This is a genomic window from Billgrantia ethanolica (genome assembly GCF_021404305.1).
Taxonomy (GTDB): domain Bacteria; phylum Pseudomonadota; class Gammaproteobacteria; order Pseudomonadales; family Halomonadaceae; genus Halomonas; species Halomonas ethanolica.
Genome location: NZ_JABFTX010000001.1, coordinates 1,019,632 through 1,039,760 on the forward strand (window position 1 = coordinate 1,019,632; position 20,129 = coordinate 1,039,760).

Annotated in this window: 25 protein-coding genes and 1 tRNA gene; 3 read left to right on the forward strand and 23 right to left on the reverse strand. The window is 62.8% G+C overall.

The window, feature by feature from the left end:
- Positions 1-41: 41 nt before the first annotated feature.
- From rplT to HOP53_RS04750, 11 genes are all read right to left on the reverse strand, one after another.
- The gene (gene rplT, locus HOP53_RS04700) at positions 42-395 is read right to left on the reverse strand and encodes a 50S ribosomal protein L20 (RefSeq protein ID WP_010628691.1); all 354 of its coding nucleotides are present in this window, start codon (positions 393-395) and stop codon (positions 42-44) included.
- 37 nt (positions 396-432) lie between these two features.
- Positions 433-627, reverse strand: coding sequence for a 50S ribosomal protein L35 (rpmI, locus tag HOP53_RS04705; RefSeq protein ID WP_075879422.1), 195 nt, complete (start codon positions 625-627; stop codon positions 433-435).
- 84 nt (positions 628-711) lie between these two features.
- Positions 712-1,281 (reverse strand): translation initiation factor IF-3, encoded by a 570-nt coding sequence (gene infC / locus HOP53_RS04710; RefSeq protein WP_083861852.1) that lies wholly within the window; start codon positions 1,279-1,281, stop codon positions 712-714.
- A 52-nt stretch (positions 1,282-1,333) separates the two neighbouring features.
- Positions 1,334-3,232: a threonine--tRNA ligase gene (gene thrS, locus HOP53_RS04715; RefSeq protein ID WP_234268935.1), complete on the reverse strand. Its 1,899-nt coding sequence runs from the start codon at positions 3,230-3,232 to the stop codon at positions 1,334-1,336.
- A 296-nt stretch (positions 3,233-3,528) separates the two neighbouring features.
- Positions 3,529-4,230, reverse strand: coding sequence for an OmpA family protein (locus HOP53_RS04720; RefSeq protein ID WP_234268936.1), 702 nt, complete (start codon positions 4,228-4,230; stop codon positions 3,529-3,531).
- Positions 4,231-4,479: 249 nt separating this feature from the next.
- Positions 4,480-4,947, reverse strand: a complete 468-nt coding sequence (locus HOP53_RS04725; protein WP_234268937.1) for a DUF2489 domain-containing protein — start codon at positions 4,945-4,947, stop codon at positions 4,480-4,482.
- Positions 4,948-5,231: 284 nt separating this feature from the next.
- Positions 5,232-5,990 carry a 3'(2'),5'-bisphosphate nucleotidase CysQ gene (gene cysQ, locus HOP53_RS04730; protein WP_234268938.1) on the reverse strand — a complete coding sequence of 253 codons (759 nt, stop codon included), beginning with the start codon at positions 5,988-5,990 and terminating at the stop codon, positions 5,232-5,234.
- Positions 5,991-6,033: 43 nt separating this feature from the next.
- A complete protein-coding gene (gene cyoE, locus HOP53_RS04735; RefSeq protein WP_422677590.1) occupies positions 6,034-6,972 on the reverse strand; it encodes a heme o synthase in 939 nt (312 codons plus the stop codon).
- Complete coding sequence (locus HOP53_RS04740; RefSeq protein WP_234268939.1) at positions 6,965-8,044, reverse strand: COX15/CtaA family protein; 1,080 nt, start codon at positions 8,042-8,044, stop codon at positions 6,965-6,967. The genes cyoE and HOP53_RS04740 overlap by 8 nt, the downstream gene beginning before the upstream one ends.
- Before the next feature lie 42 nt (positions 8,045-8,086).
- Complete coding sequence (locus HOP53_RS04745) at positions 8,087-8,653, reverse strand: hypothetical protein (RefSeq protein ID WP_234268940.1); 567 nt, start codon at positions 8,651-8,653, stop codon at positions 8,087-8,089.
- A complete protein-coding gene (locus HOP53_RS04750) occupies positions 8,650-9,399 on the reverse strand; it encodes an SURF1 family protein (protein ID WP_234268941.1) in 750 nt (249 codons plus the stop codon). Before HOP53_RS04750 ends, HOP53_RS04745 begins: the two co-directional genes overlap by 4 nt.
- On the opposite strand from HOP53_RS04750, the gene HOP53_RS04755 reads away from it, so the two are divergent.
- Positions 9,398-9,595, forward strand: a complete 198-nt coding sequence (locus HOP53_RS04755; protein WP_010628703.1) for a DUF2909 family protein — start codon at positions 9,398-9,400, stop codon at positions 9,593-9,595. The genes HOP53_RS04750 and HOP53_RS04755 overlap by 2 nt on opposite strands.
- A gap of 63 nt (positions 9,596-9,658) precedes the next feature.
- Here the strand turns inward: HOP53_RS04755 and HOP53_RS04760 are convergent, their stop codons facing one another.
- The 5 genes from HOP53_RS04760 to HOP53_RS04780 all read right to left on the reverse strand — a co-directional run bounded on the left by HOP53_RS04760 (position 9,659) and on the right by HOP53_RS04780 (position 14,353).
- Complete coding sequence (locus HOP53_RS04760) at positions 9,659-10,519, reverse strand: cytochrome c oxidase subunit 3 (RefSeq protein WP_234268942.1); 861 nt, start codon at positions 10,517-10,519, stop codon at positions 9,659-9,661.
- Positions 10,516-11,109: a cytochrome c oxidase assembly protein gene (locus tag HOP53_RS04765; protein WP_234268943.1), complete on the reverse strand. Its 594-nt coding sequence runs from the start codon at positions 11,107-11,109 to the stop codon at positions 10,516-10,518. The genes HOP53_RS04760 and HOP53_RS04765 overlap by 4 nt, the downstream gene beginning before the upstream one ends.
- 50 nt (positions 11,110-11,159) lie before the next feature.
- Entirely contained in the window at positions 11,160-12,797 is a 1,638-nt protein-coding gene (ctaD, locus tag HOP53_RS04770) for a cytochrome c oxidase subunit I (protein WP_234268944.1), read from the reverse strand.
- A gap of 82 nt (positions 12,798-12,879) precedes the next feature.
- Positions 12,880-13,995, reverse strand: coding sequence for a cytochrome c oxidase subunit II (coxB, locus tag HOP53_RS04775; RefSeq protein ID WP_234268945.1), 1,116 nt, complete (start codon positions 13,993-13,995; stop codon positions 12,880-12,882).
- 184 nt (positions 13,996-14,179) lie between these two features.
- Positions 14,180-14,353 (reverse strand): DUF2970 domain-containing protein, encoded by a 174-nt coding sequence (locus HOP53_RS04780; protein ID WP_083861853.1) that lies wholly within the window; start codon positions 14,351-14,353, stop codon positions 14,180-14,182.
- Positions 14,354-14,592: 239 nt separating this feature from the next.
- Here HOP53_RS04780 and HOP53_RS04785 point away from each other — a divergent pair, with 239 nt between their 5' ends.
- The gene (locus HOP53_RS04785) at positions 14,593-14,952 is read left to right on the forward strand and encodes a hypothetical protein (RefSeq protein WP_234268946.1); all 360 of its coding nucleotides are present in this window, start codon (positions 14,593-14,595) and stop codon (positions 14,950-14,952) included.
- Between the two features lie 167 nt (positions 14,953-15,119).
- Positions 15,120-15,196 (forward strand) — tRNA-Pro (locus HOP53_RS04790).
- Between the two features lie 334 nt (positions 15,197-15,530).
- Here HOP53_RS04790 and HOP53_RS04795 read toward each other — a convergent pair.
- From HOP53_RS04795 to HOP53_RS04825, 7 genes are all read right to left on the reverse strand, one after another.
- Entirely contained in the window at positions 15,531-15,848 is a 318-nt protein-coding gene (locus HOP53_RS04795) for a phage head closure protein (RefSeq protein ID WP_234268947.1), read from the reverse strand.
- A complete protein-coding gene (locus HOP53_RS04800; protein WP_234268948.1) occupies positions 15,848-16,138 on the reverse strand; it encodes a head-tail connector protein in 291 nt (96 codons plus the stop codon). Before HOP53_RS04800 ends, HOP53_RS04795 begins: the two co-directional genes overlap by 1 nt.
- Positions 16,135-17,631 carry a terminase large subunit gene (locus HOP53_RS04805; protein WP_234268949.1) on the reverse strand — a complete coding sequence of 499 codons (1,497 nt, stop codon included), beginning with the start codon at positions 17,629-17,631 and terminating at the stop codon, positions 16,135-16,137. Before HOP53_RS04805 ends, HOP53_RS04800 begins: the two co-directional genes overlap by 4 nt.
- A complete protein-coding gene (locus tag HOP53_RS04810; protein ID WP_234268950.1) occupies positions 17,628-18,089 on the reverse strand; it encodes a P27 family phage terminase small subunit in 462 nt (153 codons plus the stop codon). Before HOP53_RS04810 ends, HOP53_RS04805 begins: the two co-directional genes overlap by 4 nt.
- Positions 18,090-18,153: 64 nt before the next feature.
- Entirely contained in the window at positions 18,154-18,480 is a 327-nt protein-coding gene (locus HOP53_RS04815; protein WP_234268951.1) for an HNH endonuclease signature motif containing protein, read from the reverse strand.
- Positions 18,440-19,609: a phage portal protein gene (locus HOP53_RS04820; protein ID WP_234268952.1), complete on the reverse strand. Its 1,170-nt coding sequence runs from the start codon at positions 19,607-19,609 to the stop codon at positions 18,440-18,442. Before HOP53_RS04820 ends, HOP53_RS04815 begins: the two co-directional genes overlap by 41 nt.
- Positions 19,606-20,127 (reverse strand): HK97 family phage prohead protease, encoded by a 522-nt coding sequence (locus tag HOP53_RS04825; protein ID WP_234268953.1) that lies wholly within the window; start codon positions 20,125-20,127, stop codon positions 19,606-19,608. The genes HOP53_RS04820 and HOP53_RS04825 overlap by 4 nt, the downstream gene beginning before the upstream one ends.
- Positions 20,128-20,129: the final 2 nt, after the last annotated feature.

A 20,129-nucleotide genomic window follows, 5' to 3' on the forward strand; every position in this document is an offset into this window, starting at 1 on the left:
CGGGCCGACCGCAACCGGCCCGACACCCGAGACAATGTCACTTACTGGGCAGCCTTGGCCTTCTCGACGATGGCAGCAAAGGCAGCCTTCTCGTGAACGGCCAGATCGGCCAGCACCTTGCGGTCGATCTCGATACCGGCCTTCTTCAGACCGCCGATGAAGCGGCTGTAGGACAGGCCGTGCTGACGGGCACCGGCGTTGATACGCTGGATCCACAGCGCGCGGAACTGACGCTTGCGCTGGCGACGGTCACGGTAGGCGTACTGACCGGCCTTGATGACAGCCTGCTTGGCCACGCGGAAAACGCGTGAACGGGCACCGTAGTAACCCTTGGCCAGCTTGAGAACCTTCTTGTGACGACGACGTGCGACGACACCACGCTTGACACGAGTCATGACTTTCTCCTGACGTTAAAGTAGGGCAACCAGAGGCTCAGAGATTCGGCAGCATGCGCTGAATCAGTGCCTTGTCGGCGTCGTGAACCTGCTTCATACCGCGCAGTTGACGCTTCCGCTTGGTCGACTTCTTGGTCAGGATGTGGCTACGAAACGACTGCTTGTGCTTGAAGCCGTTGGCCGTCTTCTTGAAGCGCTTGGCAGCGCCGCTGTTGCTCTTGATTTTCGGCATGAGACTAACTCCGCTCGAGATTTTTCAGAAAATCCGGGGCCGACGGCCGGCTGTTGCCGACCGTCCGTCTGACTGGCCTTCGGATCACTTCTTCTTGGGGGCAATGATCATGATCATCTGGCGCCCTTCCATCTTGGGGAAGGACTCCACGGTCCCGATCTCCTCGAGATCCGCAGCGATCCGTTCCATCAGCTTGCGGCCGATGTCCTGGTGCGCCATTTCACGGCCGCGAAACCGCAGCGTGACCTTGCCCTTGTCGCCACCTTCGAGGAAGCGGATCAAGTTACGCAACTTGATCTGGTAATCCCCCTCGTCGGTGCCAGGCCGGAATTTGACTTCCTTGACCTGAATCTGCTTCGTCTTCTTCTTCTGAGCTGCCTTCTGCTTCTTCTGCTCGAAGACGAACTTGCCGTAATCCATGATCTTGCAGACGATCGGATCGGCATTGGAAATCTGGACGAGGTCAAGACCGGCCGCTTCGGCACGCTCGAGCGCTTCGCTGGTAGGCACAACGCCCAGCTGCTCGCCGTCGCTGTCGATCAGGCGCACCTGATCCTCGGTTATCCGCTCGTTCATTGGGGGGCGCTTGTCCTGAGGACGTCCGCGCTGGCTGCTTCGCTTGATCGTTCCGTCTCCGTTCCGGTAATTGACGATGTCGCTGCCGACCTGTCTTTCCCCGCCTGGGCTTACAGGTCTATTCAGAGGCTTACAGGCCCTCTGCCTGCACCCAATCGATGAAAGCATCGACGGTCATGGTGCCCAGGTTTTCGCCGGTGCGCGTACGCACGGCAACCGAGTCGGCTTCGACTTCCTTATCTCCTACAACCAGAAGATAGGGAACCTTCTGCAACGTATGTTCGCGGATTTTAAAGCCGATCTTCTCGTTCCTCAAGTCCGCCTTGACGCGAAGGCCAATTTTTTGCAGGCGCCGCTCGAGTTCCAGCGCGTAATCGCGCTGGGCATCGGTGATGGTCATGACCACCGCCTGCTCCGGCGCCAGCCACAGCGGCATGGCCCCGGCGTAGTGCTCGATCAGAATGCCGATGAAGCGCTCGAAGGAGCCCAGGATGGCTCGGTGCAGCATTACCGGGGTCTTGCGCTCGCCATCCTCGTCGACGTATTGGGCGCCAAGGCGGCCCGGCAGGTTGAAGTCGAGCTGTAGAGTACCACACTGCCACACGCGATTGAGGCAGTCGCGCAGAGCGAACTCGATCTTGGGCCCGTAGAAGGCACCCTCACCCGGCTGCAGCTCCCACTTCAGGCCGGTAGCGTTCAGCGCCGCCTCGAGGCCGGCCTCGGCGCGATCCCATAGCGCCGCCTCGCCCATGAAGTCTTCGGGGCGGGTCGACAGCTTGAGCTCGACGTCGTCGAAGCCGAGCTCCTTGTAGACCTTGAGCGTCAGGGCAATGAAGGCCTCGGCCTCGCTCTGGATCTGCTTCTCGGTACAGAAGATGTGAGCATCGTCCTGAGTGAAACCACGCACTCGCATCAGACCATGCAGCGAACCGGACGGCTCGTTGCGGTGACAGCTGCCGAACTCGGCCAGGCGTAGCGGCAGGTCGCGATAGCTCTTGAGCCCCTGATTGAACACCTGCACGTGACAGGGGCAGTTCATCGGCTTGACCGCGTACTCGCGCTTCTCCGATTCGGTGGTGAACATCAGGTCACTGTAGTGGCCCCAGTGGCCGGACTTCTTCCACAGCGAAAGATCCACCACCTGAGGCGTACGGATCTCCTGATAGCCATGCTCGATCTGGATCCGACGCATGTACTGCTCCAGCGCCTGGTACAGGGTCCAGCCGTTGGGATGCCAGAACACCATCCCCGGGGCCTCTTCCTGCAGATGGAAGAGATCCATGCGCTTGGCCAGCTTACGGTGGTCGCGCTTCTCGGCCTCCTCGAGGCGCTGCAGATGCGCCTTGAGATCTTTCTTGTCGCCCCAGGCGGTGCCGTAGATACGCGTCAGCATCGGCTTGGTGGCATCGCCGCGCCAGTAGGCGCCGGCCAGCTTGGTCAGCTTGAACGCCTTCAGATGCCGGGTATTGGGCACGTGTGGCCCACGGCACATGTCCGTGTATTCCTCGTGATGGTAGAGACGAATGGTCTCGCCCTCGGGAATCTCGCGCACGATCTCCTGCTTGTAGGGCTCCTCCCGATGCAGGAAGGTCAGCATCGCCTTGTCGCGATCGACGTACTCGCGAACCACCTCGTAGTCGGTGTCGATCAGCTGCTTCATGCGCGTCTCGATGGCAGCCAGATCGTCCGGCGTCACCGAGCGGCCGAAGTCGACGTCGTAGTAGAAACCGTCATCGATCACCGGGCCGATGGCCATCTTGGCATCCGGGTAGAGCTGCTTGACCGCATGCCCGATCAGGTGCGCGCAGGAGTGGCGAATGATCTCGAGCCCTTCCGGGTCGCGCGCGGTGATGATCGCCACTTCGGCGTCATGCTCGATGATGTCGGCGGCATCCACCAGCTCGCCGTCGATCTTGCCTGCCACGCAGGCCTTGGCCAGCCCGGGGCCGATGGATTCGGCCAGCTGCATCACGCTGATAGGTTCGTCGAAAGTTCTCTGGCTGCCGTCCGGCAGGGTCACGATGGGCATCGAAGGGTCCTTTGCGCAGTGGTGATCCATACCAGGGATCACGTGTCGCGGTTGATAGCAGATACGAAAAACGGGTCGTCAGCGAGACATGCAGCCCACCCACTACCTTGGGCGATACGGGTGCCGCTTCATCGGCCCCGCTGCACGTCACGGCGATCGACAAGACTACCAGAATAGCCACTGCTTGCGCCATGGCGAGCATCGCCTGGACAGAATGAAAGGGACACAGACACGACAGGGGCACCCGAAGGTGCCCCTGCTGATGACGGTGCTGGAAGCGCGTCCAGCGCCAGGCATCAATCCCAGTTCAGGATCTCGACGCGACGGTTCTGTGCCCGTCCTTCGTCGGTGTCGTTGGTGGCAACCGGGCGCTCTTCACCGAAACCGCGAGTGGTCATGCGATTCTCGGCGATACCGCGTGAGACGAGGAAGTCACGCACGGAGTTCGCACGACGCTCAGAGAGGCCCACGTTGTACTGCGGGGAGCCCACGGAGTCGGTGTGGCCTTCGATGCGCACGCGCAGGTTGGGATTCTCACGCAGCGTGGTCGCCACCTGATCCAGGGTCGGGTAGGCACCCGGACGGATCTCGTCGGAATCGAAGGCGAAAGTGACTTCGCTATCGAGCGTCACCGGCTCGAACTCGGTGACCGGAGCCGGCTCGGGCTCGGGCATCGGCTCGGGCTCGGCAACCGGCTCCGGCGGCGGGGTACGATCGGCACACAGCAGAGCGCCGATGGACGCACCGGTGGCGCCGCCCACGGCGATACCCGCATCTTCGTCGGACTCGCCGCTCACCGCATAACCGATGCTGCCACCGATCAGGCCGCCGGCGATACCACACACCACGGGCTGCTGATACCAAGCCGTGCCGCCGCCAGTGCTGGCCGTCGCGGTACCGCCCGCACGCTCACCGCCCCTCTGAAAATCCGTGGCACAGCCGGAAAGGCCGAGTACCAGAGCTGAACCCAACAGCAAGCCAGTCGTTGATTTTTTCATTGCAAGACTCCTTCTTGATTTTCATCTCGGGCTGCTCGAAACGCGAATTCCCGATGGTCAGGACACTCATTGACCCAACGGCTTCAAGTGTAGGCCGTTATCGGCCTTGCTCAAAGCGTTGCCTCACTCCTACGCTGACCATTCTGCCGTTTTCTGCCAGAAAACACCCGGGGAATGGCCATAATTTAGCTTGGCGGAGTACCCGAGGCGGTTGCCAACATACCTTGCTGTAAAGCCTGTGTATAGATCTCAATGCAGGCTTCCGGGCCAGTTTCGCCGAAACTGAAGCACCTCCTCAGCCGCCTTGAGTACCGGTTGGCGCCACTCCGCCTCGACCTCGAGACGCTCACGATCTTCGCGCATGCGATCGCGAGGGGCCAGTTCCTTGCGAGCGGAGTGCGTGTGCAGGTGCTGGGTGCGCGCATATACTTCGCCGAAGGCCTGGAAGTCGGGCCGCTCGAGCAGGCTCGGATCGAGAATGTCGAGCAGCAGCTTGCAGCGCCACGCGCCTTCGGTGATGTCGACCTGCTCCTGAAGCAGCGAAGAAGCAACGATCTCGAGGTTGGCAAGGCAGTTCTCATGGGCACGGCGCAGCTCATCCTCACGAAACGCCTCACGCCGGCGCACCTCCTTCCACAAGGTATAAGCATAGGCTGCCAGGCCGGCAACGATGGCCAAGCCCACGGCGAGCAGAATCAATGCCGTCGTCGTCGTCATTAAAGCTCCAGAGGGATGCATGGAAGGGTGAATCGAGGGCCGCATTGTAACGCAAGCACGCGCCCGGAGCAGGACCCGCCCCCAGCCTTATTCGATCAGAGTCAGGCTGTGCCTGAAAAATCGGCGAGCGAAGGCCAGGGCTAGGCCCGTTCCCTACGGGCCAGCGCACTTCCCACATCCCTGTGGGTCGCAAGGCAAAAATTAGCGAAAAGACGGAGTTTACGTGCTGTAAATGAGTATTTTGAGCTAATTTTTAACGCCGTATGGCCAAGCGCAGACAGTTTTCAGGCATAGCCTGGATCGCTACAGGCGATAAAAGGACCATTAATCAAGCTCTCCCCCCGGTTGTAGCGCAGCGCATGCCCATGGCGCGGCTCGATCACCGCCCCGCCGGCCCCTTCCAGCACCGCCTGACCGGCGGCGGTATCCCATTCGCAGGTGGGTCCGAAACGCGGGTAGAGATCGGCACGACCCTCGGCGATACGGCAGAACTTCACCGAGCTGCCGCAGCGCTCGAGCGAGGCCTCGGGAAAGCGCTCCAGCCAGGCCTGGGTCTGCGCATCGAGATGGGCCCGGCTGGCGAGAATCCGTGGCGGCCTCTCGGCACGCACGACCAGCTCACGACACCGGTTCTCACGCCAGCGCCAGGCGCCGATCCCCTTACCGCCCATCCACGTCGTGGCCAACGCTGGGGCATGCACCACGCCCAGCCGCACCTCTCCCTTCTCGATCAGCGCCACGTTGACGGTGAAGTCATCGAAGCCGTCGACGAACTCGCGGGTACCATCGAGCGGGTCGACCAGCCAGTAGCGATGCCAGGCAGAGCGTTCCGTCCAGGCGACATCGGCCTGCTCTTCGGACAGCACCGGGATGTCCAGCAATCTCGGCAAGCCCCGTATCAGGCGACGGTGCGCCGCCATGTCGGCTTCCGTGACCGGGCTGCCGTCGGCCTTGCCGGCCACCTCGTAGCGTCTTGCGCGTATGCTCAGGATATCCCGGCCCGCCGCCTCGCAAAGCTCACGCAGCGCTCGCCCATCGGGCAACAGCGCCGCAGCTCCGGTGTGGAGCTGCGACGATTGAGGAGGGCTAGAGTGCCCAGAGGCCGGCATAGTGATCCAGCAACAGCACACCGAACACGCCAAGGATGTAGCGAATCGAGAACCAGAAGGCCGCAAGCGGAGCAGTGGGATCCGCCCCCCTCCACACCTTCCAGTTCCAGTACATGAAGCGCAGATTCAGTGCCATGACGCCCACCAGGTAAACGGCCCCGCTCATGCCGATGACGAAGGGCAACAGCGTGACGGCCACGGTCAACCAAGCATAAAGCCAGATCTGCAGCCGTGTGAACGCTTCGCCATGGGTTACCGGCAGCATCGGCACACCGGCACGCGCGTACTCATCACGCTTGTGGATCGCCAACGCCCAGAAATGCGGCGGCGTCCAGGCGAACACGATCAGCACGAGCAGCAGCGGCTCCGGCCCCAGCTGCCCCGTCACCGCCGTCCAGCCCAGCATCGGCGGTGCCGCTCCGGCCACGCCCCCGATGACGATATTCTGCGGTGTGGCCCGCTTGAGGAAGGCGGTATAGATCAACGCATAACCGATCAACGAGGCCAGGGTCAGCCATGCCGTGAGGGCATTGACCTGCCACAGCAGCAGGACGATGCCCGCCATGGAAAGCAGCGATGCCCAGCCCAGCGCCAGCACCGTCGGCATCCGCTGTGCCGCCAGCGGCCGCTGGGACGTGCGCAACATCATCGCATCGAGGCGCCGATCCACCACATGGTTGAACGCCGCCGCACCGCCGGCCGCCATGCCGATTCCGGCCAGCCCGAAGACTACCGTGGCAAGCGAAGGCAAGCTTGGCGTTGCCAAGGCCATCCCCACCAGGGCGCAGGCCAGCATGACCAGTACCACCCTCGGCTTGCATAACGTGAGCAGGTCCTGCCAGCTCCAGTTGGAGCCTTCCAGCTGTGACAGCAGAACGCGCTTCGCCTCGCCACGTCTCATCAGCGCGTTAGACATGCACCCACTCCTTGTCCCGTCGTGTTGAATCTTCGGCCGCAACGGCCGACTCCCGCCAGTGCCACACGGCCAACGCCAGCAGCAATACCAGCGCCACGGCACCGGCCGTATGCAACAGTGCCAACCACAAGGGCAGCCACATCAGCACGTTGGCGATGCCAAGCCCCACTTGAATACCATAGGCGAAGACGAGCCCACCGAGCCAGGGGCGCTGTAGATTCTCGCGCCAATAGCGCAGTGCCAGCGCTATCAAGGCCAGCCCCAGCACCAGCGCGCCGATCCTATGACCCTGGTGGATGGCGGTCCTGGCATCTGCATGCAACTGCCCGTGCAGATAATTCGGCCCCACCGTCTGGGTCAGATGAAAACCCTCGCTCCAATCCATCTCCGGCCACCACTGGCCGTTGCAGGTGGGGAAGCCCTGACAGGCAATGCCCGCATAGTTGCTCGACACCCAACCGCCCAGCGCCAGCTGCAGCAGCAGGCAGAGCATGGCAATGACCCACAGCGGCGTCAGACGCCGCCTCGCCACGCCGGGTGCCGCAGCCCCCTTCGCGAACCGACGCAAGCTCAGATGCAGCCACAGGAACAGCAGCAGCACCGCCAGACCACCCAGCAGATGCAGGGTCACGACCTGAGGCCACAGCTTCAGCGTCACGGTGAAGGCACCGAAGGCACCTTGCAAAAGGATCACGACCAGCAGTGCGACACTCGTTCGCCACGGGTAGCCGGAGCGGCGACGCAGCCCAGCCCCCAACGCGAGCAGCGAGATCACCAGCAAGCCGAGGGCCGACGCCACGTAGCGGTGAACCATTTCCACCCAGGCCTTGAACGCCTCCAGCGGTGCGTCAGGAGAGTGGGCCATCGCCCGCTCGGCATCCGGCACTACCAGACGGCCATAGCAGCCCGGCCAGTCAGGGCAGCCAAGTCCGGCATCCACCAGGCGCGTCCACACGCCGATCAATATCACCACGGTAGTGAAGACGACACCGGCCAGGCTCAGCCGCAGCAGCAGGCGCAGCCGCGCCCTATCACGCTGAATGGAAGCATTCGTCATCGAAGCACTCTGCATGGTGTGGCTCCCGCCTCCCTGGTCGGATATTGGTAACTACGTTCAGCGTGTATCGCCGTCACGCTCCGGCGCGCTGCGCCGGTCGGGGTTCATGCGCAACAGATGACTGAGATCATCCATCACATCGCGCTCGCCGACCTCACGACCATAGGTCAATACCACCTGGCCCTGCGGGTCGAGTAGCCAGACCTGCCCGGGCGCCTGCCAACCAGGCACCTCCAGCCACTGTGCACCGATCTCTCCCGGCAAAATCTCTCCCGGCAAAATCTCTCCCGGCAAAGTCTCGCCCTCCCCTCCGATACGCAACCTCGTCACCCTGGGCGCCTCACGGCCCAGCGCGCGATGCAGTCGCCACCATCGATCGGCGTTTTCCGCACAAGCCACGCTGCAATCGAAGGCCAGCAACCAATCGCCATCATCCAGACTGTCCGTAAGCTCCACCAACGGCCACTGCGACAGATTGGGCACGTCAGGTGCCAGCTCGCCGTGGGCCGTGCGCTGCTCCGGGATGCCGATACGCCACTGCACCATCACCCAGGCAGTAACGACCGGCAAGGCGAATATTGCGATCAATGCCAGCAACTTGAAGCGCTGGTGACGGATTTTCATGGCTTCCTGCAAGGCTTTGCCTCCTCATGTGCATTCCGACCTGCGGTTTGAGTTGCATCACGACGGTCTTTGACCAGCCTGCGCCCACCAAGCAGCATCACGACCAGAGCGGCCAGCGCCAATCCCCACCACTGTACGGCGTAGCCGACATGTCGACTGGCCGGCATCACGCTGGGCTGCCACCACGGCTCGAGCAGACCGGCACCGCGCTCAAGATGCATCCACCCGGCGTGAGCGAAGTCCGCCTCCCAGGCCTCGAGCTCGATACGCTGCAAGCGGCTCCCTTCACGGTTGGGGCCGAACAATGGAGTGCCGTTGCCGGCCGCCTGCCAGCGACCTGAGACGACGACCTCGCCCACGGGAGTTTCCACCTCAGGTGCCTCGCGAGTCGGCCCGGTGGGCAGGAAGCCTCGCTGCACCAACCACAACCGGCCATCTTCGGTTTGAAGGGGGGTGAGCACCGCCACTCCCAACTGCCCCTTAAGTGTGCGGTTGTCGAGAAACAGAGTCTGCTCCTCGAGATAGCGGCCACGCAACGTCAGGCGAGTGCCTTCAGGGGGAGTTTCGATAGGTGCCTGCAGCGTTGGGGCGGCGTCGAGACGCGCCAGGTATTCGCGCTTGTCGTCCGCCCGCTCCCACTGCCATAGTCCAAGGAACAAGCCCAATGCGACCAGTGCCGACCAGAACGAGAACCAGATTCTTAGTCGCCACTTCCCGCTCCCCTGACTTACAATGGAGTGCCCCATGTTCCTCAAGACTCTGATTGCCGTGGTGTTCCTAGCCATGCTGACCAGCCTGGCCGCCGGCGTTGGCTTTCTGCTACGCGACGATTCCAGCTCGCGGCGCCTGCTCGTATCACTGAAGATTCGCGTCTCTCTGGCCGCACTACTGCTGGCCCTGCTGTTCTACGGCTTCTATTTCGGCAGCCTGGGAGAAATTTGACCCCAGGCTGCCGATATCACCAGCCCCATGAGAATAAATGGGGCTATTCATCACAGCACCACGTCAGAACACATAGACGAACAGGAACAATCCTACCCACACTACATCGACGAAGTGCCAGTACCAGCACGAGGCCTCGAAGCCGAAGTGGTCTTCCGGGGAGAAGTGGTAGCGCATCACCCTGAACAGCATCACGATGAGGATCAACGTCCCGACGATGACGTGAACCCCATGGAAGCCCGTCAATATGAAGAAGGTGGCGCCGTAGATACCCGCCTGTAGCGTGATGCCGTAATGGGCATAGGCTTCGTAGTACTCCACCCCCTGAATGACGATGAAGGTGAGGCCCAGCAGAACGGTGCCCGCCAGCCAGTTGCGGCAAATCTTGCGCTTGCCTTCCTTCAACGCCTCGTGCGCCACGGTCAGGGTGATACTCGACGAGACCAGGATCAGCGTGTTCACCAGCGGCAGATGCCAGGGGCTGAAGACCTGCGTAGGACCGGCAATGGACGAGTCGGGCGGGCTGAGCAATGGCCAGTGCGCAGTGAACTCCGGCCACAGCAGCGCGGTTGCCCCCTTGGTGCCCTCCCCACCCAGCCAGGGTACGGCGAACGTGCGCACGTAGAACAGCGCGCCGAAGAAGGCGGCGAAGAACATCACCTCGGAGAAGATGAACCAGCCCATGCCCCAGCGGAACGAACGATCCATCTGCGCGTCGTAGAGTCCGCTGCGCGACTCCACCACCACGTCACGGAACCAGAGTGCCATCACAGCGATGACCCCCACCAGGCCCACCAGCGTGATCAGGGTACCGCGTCCGTGCACCAGCACCATGCCGGTACCGATCATCATCACGCCGAGGGCGAGTGAGCCAAGAACGGGCCACTTGCTGGTCGCGGGTACGTAATAACTGCCACCACTCATGCCTCACCTCCTTCGTCGCGCTTGACCCCGGCCTGCAGCGTTTGGGTTTTGCCCTCAACGGGATAGAGGGTATAGACCAGAGTGACAGTGTTGACCTCGGGGGGGAGGTCGCGGTCCAACTGGAACACCAGTGGCATTTCGACCCGTTCCCCGGCCTGCAGCAGTTGCTCCTCGAAACAGAAGCAGCTCGACTTGCGCACATGGCGGGTTGCCGTACTGGGCGAAACGCTGGGCACGGCCCGCCCCCAGTTCTCGCTGCCGCTCTGATTGCTGAACATGAAATTCACTTCGGACGTCTGTCCGGGGTGCAGCCGCACCTGCCGGGTCTCGACATCCAGCCTCCAGGGCAGGCCGGAACCGTTACGCGTGATGAACTGCACCGTGACCAGGCGCGACTCGTCCACCTCGTCGTGAACCAGCGCCTGAGCCGTGGTATCGACCTTGCCGTTGATACCGGTCACCCGACAGAACACGTCGTAGAGCGGTACCAGAGCGAAGGCGAAGGCGAACATGCCGATCAGTGCCGCCACGCTGCGCCAGACCGTCCGGCGCACGCCCACCTGCCTGGCCTCCGTATCGTGCTGAGTCATGCTTCACTCCTCCTTTCGACGGCCGGCCACCCGGTGGCCGGCACTACGAATCAGTGAGCCGGGCGCTGAAAGGTCGGCGGGGTCTCGAAGGTATGCAGCGGCGCAGGACTCGGCACGCTCCACTCCAGGTCATCGGCATACTCGCCCCAGGCTGCCGCCGGCGCCTTCTTGCCGCCACGTACGCACATGATGATCACGGCGACGAACAGCAGCTGCGAGATGCCGAACATGAAGGCGCCGATGGAAGACACCAGGTTGAAGTCGGCGAACTGCAGCGCATAGTCGGGTATCCGCCGCGGCATGCCGGCCAGGCCCGAGAAGTGCATCGGGAAGAAGGTCAGATTGACACTGATGACGGAAAGCCAGAAATGCCACTGAGCCAGACGCACGTTGGGGTAGTGGCCGGTCCACTTGGGCAGCCAGAAGTAAGTAGCGGCCATGATGGAGAAGATGGCGCCCGGCACCAGTACGTAGTGGAAGTGTGCCACCACGAAGTAGGTATCGTGGTATTGGAAGTCGGCCGGGGCGATGGCCAGCATCAATCCCGAGAATCCGCCAATGGTGAACAGCACCACGAAGGCCAGGGCAAACAGCATCGGCGGCTCGAAGCTGATCGAACCGCGGAACAGCGTGGTCACCCAGTTGAACACCTTCACCCCGGTGGGCACGGCGATCAGCATGGTGGCGTACATGAAGAACAACTGCCCGGCCAGCGGCATACCCACCACGAACATGTGGTGGCCCCAGACCAGGAACGACAGGATGGCAATGGCCGCAGTGGCATACACCATGGAGGCATAGCCGAACAGGCGCTTACGGGCAAAGGCAGGAATGATCGCCGACACGATGCCGAATGACGGCAGGATCATGATGTATACCTCGGGATGCCCGAAGAACCAGAACAGATGCTGGAACAGCACCGGATCACCGCCACCCGCCGCATCGAAGAAGCTGGTGCCGAAGTTGATGTCCATCAACATCATCGTGATCACGCCTGCCAGTACCGGCATCACCGCGATCAGCAGGAAGGCCGTGATCAGCCAGGTCCACACGAACAGCGGCATATCCATCATGCGCATGCCGGGTGCACGCATGTTGAGGATGGTGGCGACGATGTTGATCGCCCCCAGAATCGAGCTGATACCGGCGATGTGCAACGACAGGATGAAGAAGGTGGTGGAGGGCGGCGCATAGGTGGTGGATAGCGGCGCGTAGAAGGTCCAGCCGAAGTTGGGGCCGCCACCCGGCATGAACAGGGTCGAGAGCAACAGGCCGAATGCCACCGGCAGCAGCCAGAAACTGAAGTTGTTGAGTCGCGGCAGCGCCATGTCCGGCGCACCGATCTGCAGCGGAATCATCCAGTTGGCCAACCCGGTGAAGGCCGGCATGACCGCTGCAAAGACCATGATCAGGCCGTGCATGGTGGTCATCTGATTGAAGAATTCCGGATTGACGAACTGCAACCCGGGCTGGAAGAGCTCCAGACGGACCACCAGGGCGAAGATCCCGCCGATGAAGAACATGATCAGCGAGAAGATCAGGTACATGGACCCGATCTCCTTGTGATTGGTGGTCAGCAGCCAGCGCATGATGCCCTTGGGTGGGGCTTCGTGGGCATGTCCATGCCCCGCTTCCGCGGCGGTGGTGCTCTGCTCGAGAGTCGGCTGAGGAGGTACCTTAGGGGCCATCGGAATACTCCAGTTTCATTGTCTTGTTTTTCGCAGCGTGTCAGGGGTTCCTCACGTCGCCGTGGCGACGTGAGGGCGACGATCATTGCAGCCGCTCGGCGATCTCGGCCGGCTGTACCGCGTCGCCGGACTCGTTGCCCCAGGCGTTACGGGTATAAGTGATCACCGCAGCCAGCTCGACCGGATTGAGCGTAGTGCGGAATGACGGCATGGCAGTCCCGGACACGCCATTGATGATGACGTCCTTGTGCCACTCCACGTCCGCCAGCATCTGCTCGTTGCCGGCCAGTGCGGGGAACGCCGGCGGCGACCCTTGGCCTTCAGGCTGGTGACAGGAAGCACAGATGCTGCCGTAGACGCCCTCGCCCCGCTCCATCAGCTCATCGAACTCCCACTCACGATCGATGCCCATGGCCTCTTCCGCCGCCATCTCCTGCCGCTCGGCAAGCCAGGCGTCGAATTCATCCTCTTCCACGGCGCGAACCACGATCGGCATGAAGGCATGATCGACCCCGCACAGCTCGGCACACTGCCCGCGATAGATACCCGGCTCATTGATGCGCACCCAATTCTCGGTGATGAAGCCGGGCACCGTATCCTGCTTCACGGCAAAATCGGGTACCCACCAGGCATGGATGACGTCGTCGGAAGTGAACAGGAAGCGGACCTTGCGATTGATCGGCAGGACCAACGGCTCGTCGACCTCGAGCAGATAGTTCTCACCACGCTCCTCGTCACCACGAATCTGCGCCCTCGGGGTAGCGAGATTGGAGTTGAAGGCAACGTCTTCACCCAAATATTCGTAGCGCCAGCGCCACTGCTGGCCGGTGACCATGACGTCCAGCTCGGCCCCGGATGGATCGTAGATTTTCTGCAGAGTGGCAGTCGCTGGTATGGCCATGCCGATGAGAATCAGCAGAGGAACGGCCGTCCAAATGATCTCGACTGTCGTATTTTCGTGGAAATTGGCAGCCTTTGCGCCCTTGGAGTGACGATAGCGAAACAGGGAATAGAACATGACCCCGAATACGATCACGCCGATGATCACACAGATCCAGAAGATCACCATGTGAAGGTTGTAGATTTCTCTACTGAGGTCAGTGACCCCAACCGGCATGTTCCAGCCGCTAGCCAGAGCCATCTGGCTCGAGCCGACAAGGGTCAAGCCCCCTGCCAACCAAACGAGCAGAGTGCGCATCGACGCCTCCCGAGTTTGTAGTTGTGTCGATAACGGCGCCCCACGAGTCAGGGTATGGGGGTTCTCGTCCCAGAGAACATTAGCCGCTTCTTCTAGCCGAGTATATGGAGACAAGTTTAGAAAGTCACTCGCCTAACCTTCACCTTATGGCTAACGCAGCAGTCAACGCTGGGCCCTGCTACGCTCAGCCCGCAACCCAGATCGCCACCAGGGCCAGCACACCCACCAGCAGCAGTCCCATGACGATTCCAGTCACGATGAAGGCCATTGGACTGCCACGCTCGAAATCCTCACGCCGCTGCCTATCGCGCTGAACGCCGAAGAACGCTGCCAGCACCGATTTTATGACACTCCACATCGCCTTCCCCCTCTATAGACCGGCTGGATAGACCGGCTGGCTTCTGAGCATGACACAACCACCCCATTGCCGTAAGCCACTGGCTTGAAAGCCCGTATCGGATGCCGAGTTCGTTATCACGAAATCGCATACCGCAATGCAGCAAAAAAGCATGGGAGAGCCACCTTTGCTGGACTACACTCGAATGCATGCGTTCTACCCTGTCCCAATCGCCCTTTCGACATATCACGGAGATCGCCATGGCCAGCCCCACCCCCGGTCGCCCCGCGCCCAACCCCGCCCTCGATGCCTCCCTGCCACTGATGGAATGGTGGTCGCAGCAATGGATTCAGGGAATTACCCCGATGACGCGCCTTCAACTGGCATGGATGGAAAGCGTATCTGACATGATGCTTCAGGAAGCGAAATTCCTCGCCGCGCTTTCCGAAGCAGGACAACAGCTCGGACACTGCTATGACACTCACGGCGCCGACCCCGAAAAGATGAAGGAATGCTACGAGGAAATAGCGCGCGAGGTTGCCGACCAGCATATGCGGCGCCTCAAGCATGTCGCCGCCATGCCCCAGGAATTCCGGCGCAGGATCTGGGAAGAAATCTAACAGCTAAAGGCAAGCATCTGAAAGGAAAGTACAAAAGAGGCTTTTCATTTCCTCCGGAACGCGCTAGTATACGCCTCGTTCTCGGGGGCATGACCAAGGTCGAGCCGCAGTCAAAAGCCCCATGGCAACGCGATACAGCGTATCGAATGCCGAGCCGAGATATCAGTCGGAGCGTGGCGCAGCTTGGTAGCGCGCTGCAATGGGGTTGCAGAGGTCGCAGGTTCGAATCCTGTCGCTCCGACCATAAAACACAGTAAAAACCGCCACTTACGGATAACGCCGGGTGGCGGTTTTTCGTTCCGGGCCGATCAGGTAGCAAATAGGTAGCAGGCGCCAGCAACAGGAAGCCACCTTAAGCGCTACCCGCCAGACAGGCCACTTTGGCCTGAGTCAGGTCAAAATGGCCTCACTCGACCAGCGACAAAAAAGCCCCCAGCGCAAGGCGTGGGGGCGTGCCGGCCGCGGCCCCGGATGAGCAACCCGCCGGCTGTCGGGGTTTTTTTCACGCAGGGCACTCGCCGACTAATCCCTGGCCAGACTGAGCCTTTCGGCAAGCTCTGGCAGCCTGTGAAACTTTGCTAGGCCATCACCTCGCACATCAGCACCAGCCGACGGCGGCGCTTGTCGGGCAAGATGGCCTTGATCTGGTATCGCTCCCCCTCGTACTCGAGCCGCATCGTCGCGTCCAGGTCCGGGCGGTGACGCATCACGACGCGGAACGTGGTCTCGGCCTGGGTCGCACTGGCGGCCAGGAACTCCCGGCCGTGGATGCCCTCGATGCTGGCCCACTCCTCGCCGACGGCTGCCCAATCCTCAATCATGCCGCCGGTTTCCGGGTCTTGAACGGTCGTCAGCGCCTGGATCTCGACCCGGTAGCGCAGCTCCCCGGTACGCATCACAGCACCTCGGTCGAGCGGTAGGGGTTCAGCAGCAGTTGAAACGTCGGGTTCTCCTGGAAGCCGCCGACGCCGGTAATGGCCTGCCGCTCCCGGTACTCGAACAGGTCGCCCACCAGTAGCAGCACCGCGGCGCGCACCGGCGCCGGCATCGGCTCGGGCAGGTCATCGCCGAGATACTTGGCTATGTGGCCCTCGGCCGCCTCGACCAGGCTGGTGATCAAGGCGTCTTCGTCATCTTCCAGCACGCGGAGATGGTCTTTCGCTTCCTGCAGCGTCACGGTAGTCATACGAAAAATACCTCGGTTTCAATCGTGGCCGGCTCCTCGGCAGCCTGGGCGGCGCCCATTGCCATGGCCAGGGCCTGGATGCCGTCAATGCGGCCGGTTCGGCGGGACTTGTCCAGCTTGCGAGCGCCAGCCGGATCGGTCACGGCCACGGCATTGGCGGCGCACATTGTCAGCACCGGGTGGTTACCGTGGGCGATGCGGCCGTTCAGCAGCTCGGCCTCGAGGGCGTCGAGTGCCGGCGCCATGTCGCGGAAGCCCTGGCCATACGGCACCAGGGGCAGCTCGATACCCAGCCGCTCGAGCTCCTTGCGGAATATGTCGATGCGCCAGCGGTCGAAGGCGATGGCGCGCAGCTCCACGTCTTGCAGGATCTCGCCCAGGTCGGTGGCCACGGCCTCGTAATCCACCGTTGCCCCGGGTGTGGTGCGCAGGAAGCCAGCGCGGGCCCACACGTCATACGGCGCCCGGTCGGTCTTGGCGCGGTCGAAGATCCCCTGCTCTGGGGTCCAGAAGTACGGCCGCACCTGCCAGACGCCTCCCGCCTTGCCCACCAGCACCAGCGCGGTGAGGTCGGTACGGGCGGAAAGATCGAGACCCCCATAAACGGGGCCCTCGAACGGCTCAGGCTCGGCCGCACAGCCTGCCCACACGTCGGGGCTGATAAACGGGCTGTCCAGGCTGACGCGCTGATTCAGCAGCAGGTTCCGGGCGGTATTGGACATGCTGGGCATTCGCTCGGCCTGGGCCATCTGCTCGCGCATATCGTCAACGCTTCGGAAGATCCCCAGCGCCGGGTTCGCTGCCTTCCAGGCGGCCTCGTCCAGCAGGTCGCAGCCTTCGGGGGCGGCGTACAGGTGGCACACGGTGCGCGGATCCTTGGAGCGCAGCGCGTCGTCTATCCACTGGCTCAACAGGTCGGCATCGTTGGCGGCCTGGGTCGATATGGTGATCAGCAGCGGGCTTTCGTGGGCGCCCTGGCTGGTGGTGATCGCGTCAACGAAGTCGGACTGCGGCCCCCTCACCTGCCCCACCTCGTCCAGGATCGCCAGCACCGGGCTCAGGCCGTGGGCGGTCTTGCCGTCGGCGGCCAGGGCCCGGAACTCGGTATTCATCGTCAGGCCGATCAGGCGCTTGCCGCTCGGCACGATGCGAACGATGCGGGAAAGCTCCTGCGACATCTGGACCATCTTGGCCGCCAGGTTGAACACCAGCGCGGCTTGGTCGCGTGACATGGCCCCCGATACCAGTTGGCTGTTCTGCTTCGCCTCGGGCCCCACCAGGTGCGCCAGCAACAGCGCGGCAATCAGGCCGGTCTTGCCGTTCTTGCGGCCCACGGAGAGGATCGCCCGCCGGGTACCGGCCGGGTTGTCGTAGACCTCGCTAATAAAGCGCTTCTGGAAGTCGGCCAGCACCATCGGCTTGCCCACGCCGGCACCTTCCGGCGTGACGCAGTAGCGTTCGACAAACTTGATGATGCGCTCAGCTCGACTCATTGCAGCGGTCTCGGTATCAGGTCGTCGTCGTCATCGATGCCACGCCGTGCGTCACGCTCCAGGGCGGCGCCCTTGTGAATGTCCTGGGACTTGCCCACCACGCTGATCGTGTCGATCTTCAGCTGTCGCGCCATGGCCAGCGCTCGCCGGCTCACCTTGTCCAGCAGGGTACAGGCCGGGTTGATCTGGTCGCCCAGGATCATGCCCTGCTTGTCGATGTGCTCCTCGAGGGCGGCAATGTCGCCATAGGCCCGCGCCAGCTGGGCCGCCAGGATCAAGTCGGCTTCGGTCCAAGTGTCTCGCGGCCGTGCGGTCACGATCGCATCCCACGCCGGCCGGTCTTCCTCCCGGAGCCTGGCAAAGGCCGGGGGCGAAAGCGGCTCGAGCGCGGCAGCCTGGGCGGCCGTGACGGCTGCCTTGGCGCTGTCGGATCGGTGGCGGCGAGTCGTTGTTTTCATGGCAGTTACCGATAAAAACGCACTGTAGGCGCGGTCCGTGGCGCGGCGGTTGCTGGTGATTTTTTCATGTCGGCTGCCGCCACGGATGGGACGGATCCAGGGGAATGCCGTTAACGTCGCAGCCTGGCACCGTCACTGCCTCGCCGTTCATCTCGGCCCGGGTCTTGCGGCTGTGACAGGATGCGCACAACGGTTGCAGCGCCTCGCGCCGGTTGTCGTCGGTGAAGTCACCGGTACCGTTGTGGATGTGGTCCACGTCGGTGGCAGGCGTGACGATGCCACTGGCCATACAGGTACGGCACAGCGGCTCCTCGGCCAGCACCTGGGCGCGCAGCTTGAGCCAGGCGGCGCTATTCAGCGGGACGTTGCGGCGCTTCTTCTTTGGCTGCATCGTCAATCCCCTCGATGGCCGGCAGGTTCTCCAGGCGGCGCACCTCACTACGCAGCATCCACCCTTCACCAATGGCCCGCTCATAGAACTGAGCCCGCTTCAGGCTGTCGCCACGCAACAGGCCCTCGACGTTGTGCTCGGCATAGAACGTCCCGGGGTCGTTGATCAGTGCGCGGTTGACGGCCTGCTCCCACATCACCAGGTGACGGCGCAGGGTATGGGTCACGAAGTAGCGGCCCAGCTCCACGGCGTTGGAGTAGTTGGCCTCTCGCAGGTCGCCGATCAGCACCGGTGGGACACGGAACAGACGGGCCACTTCCTCGACGCTCATACGGCGGGCCTCGATCCACTCGGCATCCTCGAGCGTCATGCTCACGGTCTTGAACTCGGCACCAGCAGGCAGCACGGCCGTCTTGCCATGGTTGCCCACGCCACCCTGACCAGCAGCCCACGACGTGGCAATCTCGCCGGCCTGGGTCTTGGTGGTACCCGGCTGGGTCTGGATCACGCCTGACAGCTTGGTGCCCTGGGCGAACATACGCTCGCCGTGGGTACGCTCGGCCAGTGCCAGGCCGATGGTGTCGCGGGCCACCTGGATCGGGCTGCGGCCCAGCAGGCCGTCATCACTGTGATAGCGCAGGTGTAGAACTTCATCGGCCAGCAGGCGGCGGGTCACGCCGCGGCGGTTGGTCACGTCATAGACCAGCCGATCATCGGGCGTCACCAGCACGGTCACACTGTCCGGGTGAAGTGCCTTCAGGCTCTCGACGCGGCCGGCGGCGTTCCAGTGGATCTCGGCATAGCCGTTGCCACGCAGCAGAACATGCCGCTGCAGCATCTCGCGGAACTCGAGCGCGGTCTGGTTTTCATTGGGCTCGGAGTGCAGCACCTTGTACAGCGGGTGCTGGCGCGCCTTCTCGCGACCGTCGGTGGTGCGCCGGTAAATGTCCAGGGGCAGACTGGCCACGCTCTCGGAGATGGCCGACACGGCGGCATAGACGGCGCTGATACCCTCGGCGCTGCCAGGCGTCACGGAGACGCCGGCCACGTCCTGGGCGGCGGCGAACCGATCCCAATAGGTGTCATAGGCGTCGGAGCGCTTCTCGAATAGGCGGCGGAACAGCTTCACTGGCAGGCCTCCAGGTACAGACGGGCCAGGCGAATCGAGCGCTGCTGGTGGGCTCGTACCTGAACACTGCTGGTGTCATAGGCTGGCGCGGCGGTAATGGTGACCTCGAACAGGTCCACATCGTGGAGCTCACGCACCGGGCGGCCACGCTCCTCGATCCAGCGATCCCGCACCGGCAGGAAGCCGAACGAACAGCCGGCCACGTCGCCACGCTCCACCAGATGGGCCAGATCCCGGCCCAGGGTGGTGTCGGGTAGGTCGATCTCGAAGGCCAGGCCCTCGGCATCTTCCGTCAGGCGAAGGGTGCCGGCGCCCAGGCGGCCCAGCAGCGACCGGCCGTCGTGCTCGTAGATGGCCCGGATGTTCCGGGCCGTCACGGCGGCCAGCGTGCGGGTGAAGGCGCCAGCACGGATCACCTCCACGAACTCGCCCAGGTCGGCAGGCTCGTCGAACCGGGCCACATAGCCGGTCAGCTTGCGGCCCTTCGGCTTCAGCTCACTGCTGGCGCGGATTTCCATGA

Coding starts and splice junctions, on each gene's coding strand:
- HOP53_RS04725 (WP_234268937.1), bottom strand. CDS start 4,947: ATGACGACGACGACGGCATTGATTCTGCTCGCCGTGGGCTTGGCCATC.
- HOP53_RS04745 (WP_234268940.1), bottom strand. CDS start 8,653: ATGAAAATCCGTCACCAGCGCTTCAAGTTGCTGGCATTGATCGCAATA.
- rplT (WP_010628691.1), bottom strand. CDS start 395: ATGACTCGTGTCAAGCGTGGTGTCGTCGCACGTCGTCGTCACAAGAAG.
- HOP53_RS04750 (WP_234268941.1), bottom strand. CDS start 9,399: ATGGGGCACTCCATTGTAAGTCAGGGGAGCGGGAAGTGGCGACTAAGA.
- HOP53_RS04765 (WP_234268943.1), bottom strand. CDS start 11,109: ATGACTCAGCACGATACGGAGGCCAGGCAGGTGGGCGTGCGCCGGACG.
- HOP53_RS04780 (WP_083861853.1), bottom strand. CDS start 14,353: ATGTGGAGTGTCATAAAATCGGTGCTGGCAGCGTTCTTCGGCGTTCAG.
- HOP53_RS04785 (WP_234268946.1), top strand. CDS start 14,593: ATGGCCAGCCCCACCCCCGGTCGCCCCGCGCCCAACCCCGCCCTCGAT.
- cyoE (WP_422677590.1), bottom strand. CDS start 6,972: ATGTCTAACGCGCTGATGAGACGTGGCGAGGCGAAGCGCGTTCTGCTG.
- HOP53_RS04800 (WP_234268948.1), bottom strand. CDS start 16,138: ATGACTACCGTGACGCTGCAGGAAGCGAAAGACCATCTCCGCGTGCTG.
- coxB (WP_234268945.1), bottom strand. CDS start 13,995: ATGCGCACTCTGCTCGTTTGGTTGGCAGGGGGCTTGACCCTTGTCGGC.
- HOP53_RS04805 (WP_234268949.1), bottom strand. CDS start 17,631: ATGAGTCGAGCTGAGCGCATCATCAAGTTTGTCGAACGCTACTGCGTC.
- HOP53_RS04760 (WP_234268942.1), bottom strand. CDS start 10,519: ATGAGTGGTGGCAGTTATTACGTACCCGCGACCAGCAAGTGGCCCGTT.
- ctaD (WP_234268944.1), bottom strand. CDS start 12,797: ATGGCCCCTAAGGTACCTCCTCAGCCGACTCTCGAGCAGAGCACCACC.
- HOP53_RS04795 (WP_234268947.1), bottom strand. CDS start 15,848: ATGCGTACCGGGGAGCTGCGCTACCGGGTCGAGATCCAGGCGCTGACG.
- thrS (WP_234268935.1), bottom strand. CDS start 3,232: ATGCCCATCGTGACCCTGCCGGACGGCAGCCAGAGAACTTTCGACGAA.
- HOP53_RS04740 (WP_234268939.1), bottom strand. CDS start 8,044: ATGCAGAGTGCTTCGATGACGAATGCTTCCATTCAGCGTGATAGGGCG.
- HOP53_RS04825 (WP_234268953.1), bottom strand. CDS start 20,127: ATGGAAATCCGCGCCAGCAGTGAGCTGAAGCCGAAGGGCCGCAAGCTG.
- HOP53_RS04815 (WP_234268951.1), bottom strand. CDS start 18,480: ATGCAGCCAAAGAAGAAGCGCCGCAACGTCCCGCTGAATAGCGCCGCC.
- rpmI (WP_075879422.1), bottom strand. CDS start 627: ATGCCGAAAATCAAGAGCAACAGCGGCGCTGCCAAGCGCTTCAAGAAG.
- HOP53_RS04720 (WP_234268936.1), bottom strand. CDS start 4,230: ATGAAAAAATCAACGACTGGCTTGCTGTTGGGTTCAGCTCTGGTACTC.
- HOP53_RS04755 (WP_010628703.1), top strand. CDS start 9,398: ATGTTCCTCAAGACTCTGATTGCCGTGGTGTTCCTAGCCATGCTGACC.
- HOP53_RS04810 (WP_234268950.1), bottom strand. CDS start 18,089: ATGAAAACAACGACTCGCCGCCACCGATCCGACAGCGCCAAGGCAGCC.